The 14,554-nt window shown below is 68.8% G+C and carries 15 protein-coding genes; 5 read left to right on the forward strand and 10 right to left on the reverse strand.

Translation table 11 applies throughout. The features are described 5' to 3' along the window. Positions 1-29: 29 nt before the first annotated feature. The 3 genes from KY501_RS47725 to KY501_RS53520 all read right to left on the reverse strand — a co-directional run bounded on the left by KY501_RS47725 (position 30) and on the right by KY501_RS53520 (position 3,257). Positions 30-998, reverse strand: coding sequence for a trypsin-like serine protease (locus KY501_RS47725; RefSeq protein ID WP_224371911.1), 969 nt, complete (start codon positions 996-998; stop codon positions 30-32). Positions 999-1,059: 61 nt separating this feature from the next. Next, positions 1,060-2,991, reverse strand: coding sequence for a trehalase family glycosidase (locus tag KY501_RS47730; RefSeq protein WP_224371913.1), 1,932 nt, complete (start codon positions 2,989-2,991; stop codon positions 1,060-1,062). 140 nt (positions 2,992-3,131) lie between these two features. Further along, positions 3,132-3,257: a hypothetical protein gene (locus KY501_RS53520; protein WP_255637436.1), complete on the reverse strand. Its 126-nt coding sequence runs from the start codon at positions 3,255-3,257 to the stop codon at positions 3,132-3,134. Positions 3,258-3,589: 332 nt separating this feature from the next. On the opposite strand from KY501_RS53520, the gene KY501_RS47735 reads away from it, so the two are divergent. The 3 genes from KY501_RS47735 (at position 3,590) to KY501_RS47745 (ending at position 6,691) form a co-directional block, all read left to right on the forward strand. Further along, entirely contained in the window at positions 3,590-4,702 is a 1,113-nt protein-coding gene (locus KY501_RS47735) for an XdhC family protein (protein WP_224371915.1), read from the forward strand. Then, positions 4,699-5,295 (forward strand): nucleotidyltransferase family protein, encoded by a 597-nt coding sequence (locus tag KY501_RS47740; protein ID WP_224371917.1) that lies wholly within the window; start codon positions 4,699-4,701, stop codon positions 5,293-5,295. Before KY501_RS47735 ends, KY501_RS47740 begins: the two co-directional genes overlap by 4 nt. Positions 5,296-5,467: 172 nt before the next feature. Beyond that, on the forward strand, positions 5,468-6,691 hold the full coding sequence (locus KY501_RS47745; protein ID WP_224371919.1) for a LuxR C-terminal-related transcriptional regulator: 1,224 nt from the start codon (positions 5,468-5,470) through the stop codon (positions 6,689-6,691). Between the two features lie 2 nt (positions 6,692-6,693). On the opposite strand, the gene rpiA is transcribed toward KY501_RS47745, so the two are convergent. The 5 genes from rpiA to KY501_RS47770 all read right to left on the reverse strand — a co-directional run bounded on the left by rpiA (position 6,694) and on the right by KY501_RS47770 (position 10,175). After that, positions 6,694-7,404 (reverse strand): ribose-5-phosphate isomerase RpiA, encoded by a 711-nt coding sequence (gene rpiA, locus KY501_RS47750; RefSeq protein ID WP_224371921.1) that lies wholly within the window; start codon positions 7,402-7,404, stop codon positions 6,694-6,696. Between the two features lie 27 nt (positions 7,405-7,431). Then, positions 7,432-8,529, reverse strand: coding sequence for a transaldolase (gene tal / locus KY501_RS47755; protein WP_224371923.1), 1,098 nt, complete (start codon positions 8,527-8,529; stop codon positions 7,432-7,434). Between the two features lie 115 nt (positions 8,530-8,644). Beyond that, positions 8,645-9,025, reverse strand: a complete 381-nt coding sequence (locus KY501_RS47760; protein WP_224371925.1) for a hypothetical protein — start codon at positions 9,023-9,025, stop codon at positions 8,645-8,647. Positions 9,026-9,165: 140 nt separating this feature from the next. Then, entirely contained in the window at positions 9,166-9,654 is a 489-nt protein-coding gene (locus KY501_RS47765; protein ID WP_224371927.1) for a hypothetical protein, read from the reverse strand. Then, positions 9,654-10,175 carry a hypothetical protein gene (locus tag KY501_RS47770; protein ID WP_224371929.1) on the reverse strand — a complete coding sequence of 174 codons (522 nt, stop codon included), beginning with the start codon at positions 10,173-10,175 and terminating at the stop codon, positions 9,654-9,656. The genes KY501_RS47765 and KY501_RS47770 overlap by 1 nt, the downstream gene beginning before the upstream one ends. A 150-nt stretch (positions 10,176-10,325) precedes the next feature. Here KY501_RS47770 and KY501_RS47775 point away from each other — a divergent pair, with 150 nt between their 5' ends. Continuing rightward, on the forward strand, positions 10,326-10,820 hold the full coding sequence (locus KY501_RS47775) for a GNAT family N-acetyltransferase (protein ID WP_224371930.1): 495 nt from the start codon (positions 10,326-10,328) through the stop codon (positions 10,818-10,820). 93 nt (positions 10,821-10,913) lie between these two features. On the opposite strand, the gene KY501_RS47780 is transcribed toward KY501_RS47775, so the two are convergent. Then, a complete protein-coding gene (locus KY501_RS47780; protein ID WP_224371932.1) occupies positions 10,914-12,449 on the reverse strand; it encodes a DUF7151 family protein in 1,536 nt (511 codons plus the stop codon). A gap of 292 nt (positions 12,450-12,741) precedes the next feature. Between KY501_RS47780 and KY501_RS47785 the strand changes: the two genes are divergently transcribed. After that, positions 12,742-13,272: a phage tail protein gene (locus KY501_RS47785; RefSeq protein WP_224371934.1), complete on the forward strand. Its 531-nt coding sequence runs from the start codon at positions 12,742-12,744 to the stop codon at positions 13,270-13,272. A gap of 60 nt (positions 13,273-13,332) precedes the next feature. On the opposite strand, the gene KY501_RS53525 is transcribed toward KY501_RS47785, so the two are convergent. Beyond that, on the reverse strand, positions 13,333-14,457 hold the full coding sequence (locus KY501_RS53525) for a collagen-like protein (RefSeq protein ID WP_255637437.1): 1,125 nt from the start codon (positions 14,455-14,457) through the stop codon (positions 13,333-13,335). Positions 14,458-14,554: the final 97 nt, after the last annotated feature.

The following is a 14,554-nucleotide window of genomic DNA, read 5'->3' on the forward strand; positions in this document are numbered from 1 at the left end:
CAGCCTCCTTGGGTATCACTCCCACCACATTACCTCGGGCGCGGCTCGTCGCTCCGCGCTGCAGCGGCGTCCCACTCCTGGATCCGAGCGCGCAGCCAGTCCTGATACGGACGAAGGCTCGTGAAGGTCGATCCCTCGCCCAGATTCCTGCTGGAAATCCCCACGAGCGAGAGACCCTTGGCGCTCTCGCGCACGCAGGGGCCCCCACTGTCGCTTCTGTACAGGCTCCGCCCTGGTGACTCGACCAGGACTCGCTCGCCGTGTGCATCCAGCACTCGGGCTACCGTGTTCCTGAGGAAGCGGCGATCCGTGCCGTAGGCATCAACGACTTCATCGTAGCCGTAGCCCACCACGGTGATAGCCTCGCCAAGCTGGATCGCTTCCCCATCCAAAGGGAGCGGCCGGAATTCCATCGTCAAGGGCCGGCCCAGGCGGACGAAGGCGAGATCCGCATGGCTCGAGGCAACCTGGCCCTGCTCATCGAAACGAAGCTCGAACTCAGGGTGCACCTGGACTTCGCCGTCGTGGACACCCCTGCTCAACGCAGCGGCATCCGTGATGCCCTCCGTCGGCATGTAGAGCACTGTCTCGATGGTGGCGACCCGCGCGCACTCGGCCGCATCCATGATGGCCGTCTTCCCAGCGCCGGCTGCTCTCCGACGACAGACACAATGCCCCGCCGTCAGGACGAAGCGGCGTCCGACAATCGCACCGCTGCATCGGCCTCGCTCTGTCTCACTGAACTTCACGGAGACCACCACAGCCGAGCTGTACCGGTTGTAGATATCGAGCTCGCCGGCGAGCTCGATCAGCCGATTGTCGAAGGAGGGAGTCTCCCAGGCCTCGATGGCGGCATCGGGAGCGCCCGCCACGGGACGGCCTGCATCCTGCGAGAGTGGCGTCCGAGGCTCCTCGGCCTTGCTCCCCTTGCACCCACTCCCGAGCAGCAGCATCGCCGCGAGGGCAAGCGCCTTCGAAGTCAGGAGTCTGGGGAGCATCCTCCCAACTCTGGCATACCTGCCCCAGGGCAGCCACCCAGGGGCATGACGGCGCTTCCGCTCAGCTGATGGCGCGCAGCGGCTCGTTGCCACCCACAGGGACGTCGCTCGGGCCCGGCACCCTCTCCGCCGACACGCCCACGTCCAGCGTCTCCCTCAGCTCAGCCGACAGCCCCTCCAGCAGCAGGAGCACCGACGCGTTCGTCCACGCGAAGCCCAGCGTCCGCTCGGCCCGAGGCGCCATGTACGGCCCGCGATCCGCGCCCTGGTTCCCGTACTCCACCGGCACGTCCGCCGAGCACCTCACCACGTCGTACTTCTCCTTGATGAGGCCGTTGTGCTTCCCCGCGATGTCCATCACCATCGACAGCCACCGGTACGCCACCTGATCCGCCTCGGCGTGGAAGCCGTAGCGCCGCAACCCCTCCACCACGACAATCTGGTGGGGCGCCCAGCCGAACGGCCAATCCCACTGCAGATCCTCCCCACCCGCCGCCTCGCGAGAGGCCCGACTGCTCGAGGACACCCCACCCGCCTGCAGGAAGCGCGGGAGCGCCGCAGCCACCGCAGCGGCCTCCTTGCGCGAAGCCCACCCCGTCCACAGCGGATAGAACGTAGCCAGCGACTCGTACTGCGAACGCTTCTCCGAGACGAAGTCGTGGTCGAAGAACATCCCCCGCCCCTCGTCCCAGAAGCGCGCCCGCATCGTCCGCACCCGCGCCTTCGCTGCCTTCTGGTACCGGGCCGCCCGCGGCGAGTTCGCGCCCTCCAGCAGCCGCAGGATGCGCGCCAGATCCATCTCGTACTGATACAGCAGCGAGTTCAGGCACACCGGCTCGTGGTCGTGGATCGCCGTGCCGAACCGGTGGCACATGTCCCAACCACTCTCCCGGATCGCCCGATCGTGCCGGTGGAACTCCACGTCGTCCGGCCGCTGCTCGCCGTAGAACGCCGACAGGTCCTCCGCGTCAGGACCCTCCGCGTCGTCCTTGTAACGGGACAGTCCGCTCTCCGTCGCGCGCGGGCCGGAGCGGAACACCGTCTCCAGCTCGCGAATGGCCGCCTTCGCCACCCGCTGCAACATTCGCCGATCCGGCTGCCGCTGGTGCACCTCCAGCGCCAGCCTCGGCAACAGCGGCGGCTGCGTCCGAGACAGGTGGATGCTGACGTTCGAGTTGGGAATCTTCCCGTAGTGCTCGAGGGCGTAGACGTGGTTCTCCACCATGTCGCGCACCAGCTCCACATGGCCCGAGCTCAGCGCGCCGCGCCCGTTGAAGTAGCTGTCCCAGCCGAACATCTGCATGAAGCGCCCACCCGGGACGATGTAGGGCTTCGGCAGGTAGGCCATCCCCGGCTCGCGCATCAGCCGCTGCCACTCCGCCTGCTCTCGAGGCTCGCGCAGGGCCACCACCTCCCAACCGTGGCGCGCCGCCTGGGGACGCAGCTTCTTCAGGGCCTGTTTGTCCTCAGCGGGCACGTACAGGCGCCACTTCCCATCCGGGCTCTTCACCCGCATCTGCGCGAGCGCTTCGCCCAACCGCTCGAACCGGTCGGCCCGGCGCACCAACCCCTCCCAGCCCCGGTCCAGCAACCGCCGCAGCGCCACCGTGCGGCGCTCCAGCATCCGCGCCACCGGCAGCCCATGCACATCCCCTCGGCCCTCGAGGATCTCCTCCGCCAGCACATCCGCCACGTGCGCCAGCCGCTCGGGGCTCGCCAGCGCCACGCTCATGCCGGGCCCGAGCTGGAAGTCCACCGCGAAGCGCAGGTTGATGGCCCGCGCACGCTCGGCGTCTCGCGCGGTGATGCAGCCGTCACCGTCGAGATCCAGCGCCATGATCACCTCGTACGCCAGGCGCGGGGTGAACGTACTGGGGGAGAGCGGGCCCACGGCAAGCGGCGCACGCTCGGGGGAGACATTCGCCAGCGCGCGAGCAGACAGCGCCGCGGCAGCGCGGGAAGACACAGAACGAGAGTGAGTGGAGAGTGACATCCGGGCAGGCACCTTGAGGGCCAGCCGCAAAGGTACACGAATTCACTCGGTGAAGATGAGAGGGATTGCCCCCAGAGTCTGCCTGCCCGTCTCAATGATTTCAACCCCAAATATTGGATCTCAAATGAGCTGCTACTACCTCACGACCCCTCCAACATCCCCTCCTCTTCCATCAAGGACTTGAGCTTCGCCTTCACGCGTTCGAAGCGATTGCGGAGCGCCGCGGTGTCCTTGCTGGTGGTGGAAGCTCCCTGTTCCTCCGACATCACCCGAGCAATGTCACTTGGTTGTGGCCAACAGCTTCGCGGATGCGTCGTCGGCTCCCTGTCGGATGCGAGCGTGAGCGCCGCATGGGAGAGAGCAAACGCCACGCAGGACTCGGCCTCCTTCGAGGCTGTCTGGCAGAACTGATGCGCTGAGTGCGAGTGCGCCCGGAATCCCAGCCCAGGCGCACCTCGCCGCCCCGGTGCACCGTGCACGCACCACGGCCTGGACAGCGGCCACTCAGGCGCGGACTTTCCGTTTTCGCCATTTGTCGGCGGGGCGCCTATGCCCGAAGGGTGTGCACCGGTAGAGTCCACGTGGCTGGGAGTGACACTTGAAGGAACTGGACGAGATTCTCCGAGCACGGGCTCGGACGAAGGGGCCTCTGGTACTGGCCACGGTGGTCGCGGTGTCGGGCTCGGCGTATCGCCGGCCCGGGGCGCGAATGGTGATGAGCGAGGAGGGCTGGCTGGCCGGAGGTGTGAGCGGCGGCTGCCTGGAGGGCGACATCATCCGCAAGGCCTTCTTCTGGACGGCCACGGGGCCGCGCCTGCTGCGCTACGACTCCACGGGCGACAACGCCGAGGATGAGGATGGGCTGTCCTTCGCGCTGGGGTGTAACGGCGTGGTGGACGTGCTACTCGAGCGCAGCGAGCCCGGGCCGGTGGATCCGCTCGCGTTCGTCGAGGAGGCGCGGCGGCAGTCCCGGCGCGCGGTGCTGGCCACGGTGTACCGGGGGCCGGACAGCGAGGTGGGGAAGCGGCTGCTGCTGCGGGCTGATGGAGTGGAGGCGAGCAACCTCTCCGGGCCGCTGAAGGACGCGGTGCGAGCGGCGGCGGACGAGGCGCTGGTGGTGGGCAAGACGTGGAGCGGCCCGTGTGGAGGCGCGGAGATCCTGGTGGAGGTGGTGGATCCGCCCGTGCCGCTGGTGCTGTTCGGCGGCGGTTTCGACGTGGTGCCGGTGGTGACGCAGGCGGTGGCGCTCGGATGGCACGTCACCGTGGTGGCGGACAAGACGCTGGAGACGCTGCGCCGGCGCTTCCCTCGGGCCCATGCGCTGGTGTCCGCGAAGGCTCGCGAGCTGCAGGAAAAGCTCTCGCTCACCGAGCGGACCATGGCGGTGGTGATGACGCACAGCCTGCCGCAGGATCGCGAGCTGTTGGCGAAGCTGTTGCCTCTGCCGCTGCGCTACCTGGGAGTGCTGGGTCCACGAGCGCGCACGGAGCGGTTGATCGGAGAGCTGACCTCCGCGCCCACGCCCGCGCAGTTGGACAAGCTGCACGCACCGGTGGGGTTGGATCTCGGGGCGGAGGGAGCAGAGGAGGTAGCGCTCTCGATCGTCGCCGAGCTGCGAGCCGTCCTGGCGGACCGTGACGGGGGCAAGCTGCGCTACCGGCAGACTCCCATCTACGCCTCGGCACCCCCGGCCGCACGGAGACTGGCGTGAAGGTCGGAGTGCTGCTGCTGGCCGCGGGAGGTTCCTCCCGGCTGGGGCGGGCCAAGCAGCTGCTCATGCACCAGGGCAAGACGCTGGTGCGCCGCGCGGCGGAGGCGGCGGTGGAAGTCGGATGCGGGCCCGTGGTGGCGGTGCTCGGAGCCCAGGCGGAAGCGGTGGCCGCGGAGCTGAACCGACTGCCCGTGCAGACGGTGCGCAATGAGGACTGGGAGGAGGGCCTGGGAAACTCGCTGCGCGTGGGCCTGCGCGCGTTCGACACGCGGGAGCCGGCAGGCTCGGGCTCCGAGGTGGATGCAGTGCTGGTGCTGCTGTGCGATCAGTTCCGCGTGGATGCCAGCCACCTGCGCGCCTTGGTGAAGGCCTTCCAGCGCACGAACAAACCCATTGTCGCCTCGGGCTATGAGGGGACACGCGGTGTGCCCGCGTTGTTCTCACGCTCGCTCTTCCCGGAGCTGGAAGCGATCGCGCCGGATCAGGGCGCGCGGAAGGTGATCGCTCGAGAGCCCTCGCGGGTGGTGGAGGTGATGCTGGAGGGTGGCGGAGAAGACGTGGATACCACCGCGGATCTCCAGCGCCTCCGCTGATACATCAGCTCAAGCAAGAATCGAATCCCTTGCGCCCTCCCAGCAAGCCTCGGGGCGGCACATGGGCTACACTGTTCAGCTCGGCAGGTGTTGACTTGGAGTGCGTCTTCCTGCGTCATGTCACAAGACTCTTCCTCTGAGTCGATACTTCAGGGTTCACTGCAGGTGTCCATTGCGTCCTGACGATTCTCTTCTTCCTCAATCCGATCGCCCCACATCCTCAACGGGTCTCGTCCCGGGCATCAAGTTCTCCAGCCGGCGCGACTTCGTCCGCGAACGGTTCGGAGACGCCACATGGGAGCTCGTCCTCTCACACCTGTCCGATGATGACCGGGGGCGCATCTCCTCCGCGGATCCGGGTGCCTGGTACGAGGTGCAGCTGCTGGAGCGGGTAATGAACGCCATCAGCCAGCAGCTCCAGGCCGATGACTCGCTGTTGATCGACATCGGCCGGTTCGACGCGGACCGGGAGCTGTCCGGAGTGCACCGCTGGTACCTGCGGCTGATGCGCCCCTCCTTCGCCATCCGCCACATCAACATGTACTGGCGCCGCTCGCATGACACGGGGACGTGGCGCTCGACGCAGAACGGGCCCGACATCTCCGCCGAGCTCCGGGACTGGGTGGTCGTCAACCGCACCCTGTGCATCACGATGCTGGGCTACCTGGGACGTACGCTGGAGCTGTTCGGAGGCCGCGTCACCCAGCTCGAGCACCCCGAGTGCCGCGCCCTGGGCCACCCCGTCTGCGTGTTCCGCACGCACCTGGATCTGCCCGCCGACGAGCCTCGTTCGGGACGCCGCCCCACCCGCGCGGACGTGCCCGCAGTGGCGCGCGAGCTGACGCAGTACCCGGATCGCGAGGCGCTCGCGGAGGCGCTGGTGTCGCTGCTGCGCTTCCAGTTCGGCTGCGGCTGGGTGGAGCTCTGGGCCACGGGGACCAACGGCCAGATGCAGTTGTTGGGCGTGTCGGGAGAGCGAGGCACGGGCGAGCAACGCCGCTTCGCCCTCGAGGTGGGTGGCCGCGCCGTGGGACGCCTGGAGGTGGAGCTGCCGCACGGCCCCGGCCAGGGGAGCGTGGACGACGTGCTCAACGAGCTGGTGCCCTGGTTCTCCGTCGCGCTGGAGGTGGCGCGCACGTCCCGTACCGAGCAGCCGCCCGCCATCGAGGAGAGCGAGCTGACCCGCAAGCTGCGCCGCGCCAAGGAGACGGCCCAGCTCACGCCTCGACAGCTCGAGGTGCTGGAGCTGGTGGCGCGAGGCAAGACGAACAAGGAGATCGCCTCGGTGCTGGGCCGCAGCGAGGGCACGGTGGAGGTCCACGTCACCAACCTCCTGCGCAAGTACGGCGTCACCAACCGCGCCGGGCTCCTGGCCCTGTTCTGGGGAGAGCTGTAGTTTCAGTCCGGGCGGCGGCGGTACTCCACGCCGCTCGGGCCCGACACGATGAGCTCGGTGGCCAGGCCGATGAAGAGCCCGTGCTCCACGAGCCCCGCCCGCGCCTCCAGCTTCCGGGCCAGCTCGGCGGGCTCGTCGATGGGGCCGAACGCGCAGTCGAAGATGAAGTTGCCCTGATCCGTGCGGAAGGGCGTCCCATCCCGGCTCACCCGCATCGTGGCGCGCGCTCCCAACCCTTCCAGGAAGAGCGCCTGCGAACTCCAGCCGAACGGCAGCACCTCCACCGGCACCGGCCAGCGCGTCCCGAGCCGGGGCGACAGCTTGCTCTCGTCCACCACGATGACTTCCCGCCGGCTCGCCTGCGCGACGACCTTCTCGCGCAGCAACGCTCCACCGCCGCCCTTGATCAGGCACAGGCGCGGATCCACCTCATCCGCTCCGTCGATGGTGAGATCCACCGTGGGATGCTCCTCCAGCGTGGAGAGGGGCACGCCCAGCGAGCGCGCCAGGGACTCCGTCTCCAGCGACGTGGGCACTCCCACCACGTCCATCAGCCGCCCCCCCGCGCGCAGGGCGGCCAGCCGGCGCACCACGAACGCCGCCGTGCTGCCCGAGCCCAACCCCACCACCATACCGGGCTGGATGAGCTCCACGGCGCGCTCGGCCGCCAAGCGCTTGAAGCGGGCTACCTCGGTCTCCTCGGGCTGGGACATGGCAGAGGGCTCTCCAGGTTGAGAGCCTCAGCGCACCGCCCCTTGGCTCACGCCCAGAGCCTCGCTCTTCTCTACGAGGCACGCCATGAGATCGTTCCAGGACTTCGTGAAGGAATCGGAACCCTCCCGCTGGAGCTGCTCGGCGAGCGACTCCACATCCACCCCCGCGGAGACGAACTCCTCGATGACCTTCTCGCAGTCCCCGCCGTCCCGCCGCAGCGGCGACCCCACCCGGCCGTGATCGGCGAAGGCCAGCAGTGTGCTCTCCGGCATCGTGTTGATCGTGTCCGGGGCGACGAGCGACTCCACGTACAGGGTGTCCGGAGCGCTCGGATCCTTGGTACCCGTGCTCGCCCACAGCAGCTTCTGCAGCGCGGCGCCCTCGGACTCCAGGTGCCGCGCGCGCCGGCTCTCGTGGAGCGCGCAGTGCGCCCGGTAGGTTCGCTGCGCCACGGCGATCCCCAGCCGGTTGCGCAGCGACTCCGGCACCTTGCCCTGCACCGCCTTGTCCCAGCGGCTGACGAAGAGCGAGGCCACCGACGGCACATCCGGTGAGCGCCCGTCCTCCAGCCGCCGCTCGATTCCTCGCATGTACGCATTGGCCGCGGCCAGGTACTGCTCGACCGAGAAGAGGAGCGTCACGTTGACGGGAACCCCCGCGTAGATGGCCTCCTCGATGGCCCGCAGACCCGGGTGCGTGCCGGGGATCTTGATGAACAGGTTGGGCAGGCTGGCGCGAGCATGCAGCATGAGCACCTGCTCGAGCGTCGGCACCGGCTGCCAGGCGAGCAGCGGAGACACCTCCAGGGACACCCAGCCGTCCTCTCCCTGCGTCTGATGATGGAGCCCCTGGAAGAGCGCCGCCGCGCGCGTCAGGTCTTCCAGGGCGAGCTGGAAGAAGAGCGCCTCGCCGCGCAGTCCTCGCTCCAGCCCGGCGCGGATCGATTCGTCGTAGCCCTCGCCCCGCCGGATGGCCTGGTCGAAGATGGTGGGATTGGACGTGAGGCCGGTGACGGCCAGATCGTTGATGTAGTGCCGCAGCGTGCCCTGGTTCAGCAGCTCGCGTGTGAGATGGTCCAGCCAGAGACTCTGGCCGGCCTCGTGCAGCGCTTGGGTCGCGATCATGCCCGTGGCCTCCTCTCCTCTGACCAAGGTGTGCACCGCGCTGCCTGTGCGCACACCTGGACGCAAGGAGAGCCCCGTACCCATGGCTTCGTTGCTCGCCAGGGGGCAGGCAGGCCTACTGAGGCTTGAGCTGCACGTCCACGGCCCGGGGCATGTAGCCGCAGGAGCAGCAGCTTCCGTGCGTCTCCATCTCGGCCACCGTCTCGCTCACGTGGACCTTCTCGTAGCCGGTGGGCTGGATGTCGAACTCGAAGTGGCCCGAGCGCGAATCGGAGAGGGTGCACACCGTGGTGCTCCCATCCACGCTGCATCCCCCCGGCGCACCCTCCAGGACGGCCTCGGGCGGAGACTGCCCGCCCGAACCGTGAAGGCGAACCATCAGAGCCGGAGCGCACGGGACACAGAGGACTGTGGCGCAGTCCATCTCTTCTTCATCGGTGGGCCAGCAGGCCGTGAGCGCCAGGACGGGGAGCAAGAGCAGCCATCGAGTTGTCATGCTCCCGCGTATCGCAAGCGTCGTGCCGCGCCCGTATGCCTCGAAGGCGAGCGGCAACGGGCCCGAGGAGCCCTCAGAATTCCGAGCATCCTCCCAGAAAATCCGAGAACCCTCCGGCCGCTCCACGCGGCGCGTGGAGCTCAGGGCGCGTCCGCGTTCTCCAAGTAGGCGTGGACGCCCTCCCAGGACTCGAGCACGGCGCGATCATTCGCCAGGGAGCTCTGATACGTGTCGCCCTGCTGGGTGCGCAGCCGCAGGTGCCAACGCCCCTTGTGCGAGGGCACCCGCTCCGCGTCCGTGAGCTCCAGCCGAGACACCGTGACGGTATGCGCGGGGAACAGGTAGTGCAGCCGCACCTCGTCGTCGAGCAACTCCACCCGGTAGAAACCCTGCAGCGTGGTGGCGAACAGCGGCCCGAACAGCAGCGCGAACACCCCCGTGCTCAGCAGCGCCGCGAAGGGCACCTGGATGGCGCTCGCCGTCTGGAAGGGCGTGTGCCGCTCGGAGCGCCGCACCAGCGCCGCGTACAGTGCCATCGAGATGCCCAACGAGAGGAGCAAGAGCACGACGAGCGCCACCGTCGCTCCCGAGGGGCTGACCAGCTCGTAGATCTTCGCCATCATCTTCATCAGTTCAGGTAGTCCGGCAGCATCGGCAGCCCGTGGAAGAAGCGCCGGCCGCTCTCGAAGCGGCGGATGAAGGCGACCCGATCATGCAGGAACAACTCCGCCATCTCCGCCTCGCCATACGTGCGGAAGAAGTTCGCTCGAGCCTCATCGCACGCCATCTCGTATTGCCGGCTGAGCGCCTCCCATTCCTCGGGGGCCTCGCCGGGGGCCCAGGACTTCTCCTCGGGCAGTCCGTAGTCGCGCTCCATCACCTCCAGCTCGTGTCCCAGCGTGCGCACCTTCGCGTCTTCCGGAATCGCCTCGTCCGCCATGGCCAGGAGGATGTGGGCCACGAGGAAGAACCCTGCATCGGCCGGCACCGCGCCCGTGTCTCGGGCCTCGCGGAACGTCACCAGGAGCTGCGCGTCCAGCGCGTCCCCGTCCAGGTCCGCCAGGCGGCGGGCCAGTTCCCTCAGCTCTCGCTCCTTCTCACTGGCCTCCTGGGGGTCCGAGGTGGACTTGCCATGTCGTGTCTTCTTCATGGGCTCTCCCGCGCTCACACCCGGAAGCGTCTCATGTGGGTCTGACGCCACGCTCCCTCTGCTCTGACGCTTGGAGGAGGGGGTTTTGTTCAGCGTGGTGTCCAACGTGAGACGTCGGATCGCCGCATTCGCGCTAAGGTGGATCGGGCCGTGTCCCACCCCTTCTCACTGCGCCCCGTCCAACCCGCGGATGACGCGTTCCTCGTCGAGCTGTACGCGAGTACACGCCCGGACATTGCATCCTTGGGTCTACCGGCGGCGCAGCGCGACATGCTCCTGCGTGTGCAGTGGATGGCGCAGCGCCAGGGCTACCAGTCACGCTACCCACACTCGCAGCATGAGCTGGTACTCGTAAGCGAGCGCCCGGCTGGCCGCCTGTGGGTGGCGCGCGAGTCCGAGGAGCTGCGGCTGGTGGATATCTCGCTGCTGCCTGCGCACCGCGGCACGGGTGTAGGCACCGCGCTGCTGCGAGCGCTCCAGCAAGAGGCCACCGAGGCGGGCAAGCCGCTGCGATTGAGCGTGGCTCGGGACAATCCGGCCCGGAGGCTCTATGCGCGGCTCGGCTTCACGGCTGTGGCGGGAACGGAGGACAGCGCGGATCCGTACCTCGCGCTCGAGTGGAGGCCCGGGCACCGCGAGGGCTGAACCTTGGGCGTGCGCACCGCTGGAATGACGCGGCCCGCGAGCGCTGTGCCCGCGGGCCGCTGAGTGCTGCACCGGCCAGGTGGCCGGGCTACCTCACAGCAGGTTCTCGGGGTTGGGCGTCGTCAGCTGGATGACGTGGCCCGGGCTCCCAGCCTCTGCGGCCGCAGTAGCGTTGGTGGATGTACCACCTCCTCCATTGCCTCCATCTCCACCGCAGGCGCCACCACCGCTTCCAGCGACGTTGATGAACGACCCTGACGTAATCAGCTGATCAACGCCTGCGATTCCACCGTTCGCCTGCACGGTCCCTGTCACGGAGATGGGATTGCTGGAGATGAGATGGACGATGCCACCGCCACCACCGCCACCGCCACCTGCTCCCGTAGTCGTGGTCGTGGCCGAGCTGACGGCGTGCCCCCCACTCCCTCCGTTGGCACGGATGGTTCCACCCACGGTGAGCGATCCCTTCGCCGCGATGACGATGATTCCACCGGCGCCTCCTCCCGGACCTCCGATGTCGTTGCCTGTCCCCGCAGTGGCGCCATTGCTTCCCGGCGCGGTGATGGTTCCACCCGAGGGAATGCTGACGTTCCCCTTCGCCGCGATGATGAGGGAACCTCCTCCGGCTCCGCCCGTCCCGTTGTTGAGCGTGCCATCCCCCGCGCCTCCCGCCTCGGGCTCCGGTCTCGTCAACCGAGAAGCCGCGAGCAGCGAGATGCCAGTGCCTCCGTGGAAGGAACCCGGAATGCCCTTGGAGACACCGGGAGCCGGGGGACCGTTCCCCGTATCCTCCGTGCCCTGAAGGACGTTGATGGTGCCCGTGATGGTCACGTCTCCCGTCGCGCGCAGGATCGTCCCGCTAGGCACGGTGAGGGTGCCCGTGATGTTGATCGACGAGAATTGCAGGTTCGTCTTGTACGGCTGCGCGTTGACCGTCGTCGTGTTCGAGAGATCCAACGAGGTGGCGACATTGAGCGCCCCCGCCGAGCCATCGCCGAAGACCGCGAGCGCTCCCGCGGGGCCCTGCGGGCCTGTCGGACCCGCCGCACCCGTGGCTCCCGCCGCACCCGTGGCTCCTGCCGCACCCGTGGCTCCCGCCGGGCCCGTGGCTCCCGCCGGACCTATCACTCCCTGCGGACCCTGCGCGCCGTTGCACACGTACTTCGTCAGCGCGGTGATCACCTCGCCGGTGTCGAGCACGCCATTGGCGTTGGTGTCCGAGCCCAGCTCCAGCCTCACGCCGCCCGTGGCGCAGTTGGCCCCCGCTGCCTCCGGCGTGGTCTTCGCCAACGTGGCCAGGCCCGCAGGACCGATGGGACCCGTCGTTCCCGTGTCGCCCTTGTCGCCTTTGTCTCCCTTGTCTCCCTTGGCACCTGCCGGACCCGTCGGCCCCGGATCGCCCTGCGGACCCGCCGGCCCTCCCGATGGACCCGGCTCTCCTTGCGGACCCGCGGGCCCCGCTGGACCCGCCTCGCCCTGCGGACCCGCCGCACCCGCGGGCCCTGCCGGCCCCGCTGGACCCGGATCGCCCTTCTGCCCTTCGGATTCCTTACAGGCCCCCATCATCAACAGGGCCGAGAGTGGAAGAGCCTTCAGCCAGCGCCAGCCAGAAACACTTCGCCACGTCATGGATGTCTCCCCTCGTTCGAGCTGCGTCGGGACGCGGGCGGGGCCACCGAGACACGAAACCTCCCGCCCTCAGCGATGCGTGCGAGGCCGCACACGGTGTCTCTGGATCGGCGGCGAGTCTGCTCCCGGCCTCAGGGCATGGCGAGCATTCGTCGGGTCGTAATGATGCATTCCTACCCGGAGCTGCCAGGAATCCATGGCTTTCCTTGGTGCTTCACCCAGCAGGTGCTTCCCCGTGCCAGCACGCCGTGGTTTGTTGCTCCACCAACACTTCGTGTGAAAGGCAGCCCGCATGTCCGAGCCGTTCGTTGGTGAGATCCGGCTGTTCTCTGGCAACTTCGCGCCCCGCGGTTGGGCTTTCTGCGAGGGGCAGTTGCTGTCGATCGCGCAGAACCAAGCGCTCTTCGCCATCCTGGGCACCACGTATGGAGGAAATGGGCAGACCACGTTCGCGCTGCCAGACCTCAGGGGGCGCTACCCCATGCAACCGGGGCAAGGTCCGGGCCTCTCGCCGCGCACCCTGGGGGAACAAGGCGGCGTGGAGACCGTGACGCTGGTCGCCAACCAGATGCCCGCGCACAACCACTCGCTCGCAGCGAACGGCGCGCAGGGAGACCAGTTCTCTCCCCAGGGGACCGTCCCCGCGGTCATCATCGACTCGACCGGCCAGCCCGTGAATGCGTACAGCAACACGGCCAATGCCACGATGGCCGCGCAAGCCATGAGCCTCGCTGGAGGCAGCCAGCCGCACAACAACATGTCTCCGTTCCTGTGTATCAACTTCATCATCGCGCTCCAGGGCGTCTTCCCCTCGCGCAACTGAGCGCCGCCCAGCGGAGGAGGACGGGCCCACGGCTCCGGGCCCGCGCCTCTCGCGCCACGGCTACAGCAGCAGGTTCTCCGGCGACGGTGTGACGGTCTGGAGGACGTAGCCGGCGGCTCCAGCGGTGGGGGTGATCACCGAGGCGGAACCTCCGCCCGTGCCGCCGCTGCCCCCACTGGCGCCACCGCCTCCTCCCGAGATGAGGGATCCCGTGCCCGCGTTCGCACCCGGGTTGCCGCCGAACGTCTGGAGCGTGCCCGTCACGGGAAGGATCGTGGAACCCAGCAGGTGGAGGATACCGCCCCCACCCCCTCCTCCACCGCCCTGGCCGGTGCCGCCCCCCGCGAAGCCTGCCGAGCCATTGCCCCCGTTGAGCTGCATCGACCCCTTGATCAGCACCGTGCCCTTGGCCAGCAGGACGATGATGCCGCCGCCTCCTCCTCCCGCGCCCGGGATGTCCTGCCCTGCGGTGCTCGGAGTCACTCCGTTGGCGCCGTTGGCTCGAATCAAGGTGCTGGGCTCCAGCGTGAGATCGCCCCCGGCGTAGATGGCCAGCGTGGAGCCCGCCTCGCCACCGGTGTTGCTGGGACCGCGAGCGCCGGCACCGGCTCCCACGTTGGGGCGGTGCAGCAGGTTGGCCGCCTGAAGCGCCTGCAGTCCCAACCCTCCCTGGGGATTGGAAGCGGCGGTGAGCGCCACGCCCTGCGGCGGCCGGTAGGTGCCATTGTCCCCACCGCTGGGGACCACGAGGATGGTGCCCGAGATGGTGACGTTCCCCTTGGCGCGCAGCACCATGCCGCTGGGGACGACCAGGTTACCGATGATGTTGATCTCCGTGAACTGGGTGTTGGCGCCCGCCGGCAGCAGCGTGAGCCCGTTGGGGCCCGTCAGATCCACCGTGGGCCCCGAGGGCACGGTCCACGCGCCCGCCGAGCCATCCCCGTACACGCCCAACGCGCCGGAAGGCCCCTGAGGACCCGCCGGGCCCGTGGCACCCGCCGGGCCTGTCTCGCCCGCAGGTCCGAACTCTCCAGCGGGCCCCTGCGGCCCTGCCGGACCCTGCGGCCCTGCCGGACCCTGCTGCCCCGCCGGGCCCTCCGCACCTTCACTGCCTTTGCAACCCGCCACGGAGAGCGCCGCTGCCACCGCCAGCAGCCGTCCCCAGGCCAGACGAGACGAAACCATGGACTGCCTCCCAGCACGAGACATGCACCCGCGAAGGTTCGCAGGCCTCCCCTCCCGACGTGGGGGGGCGTCCAGGACAGTCTGGTTCAACCCGGCA

The organism is Hyalangium versicolor, from assembly GCF_020103695.1.
Classification (GTDB): Bacteria; Myxococcota; Myxococcia; order Myxococcales; family Myxococcaceae; genus Hyalangium; species Hyalangium versicolor.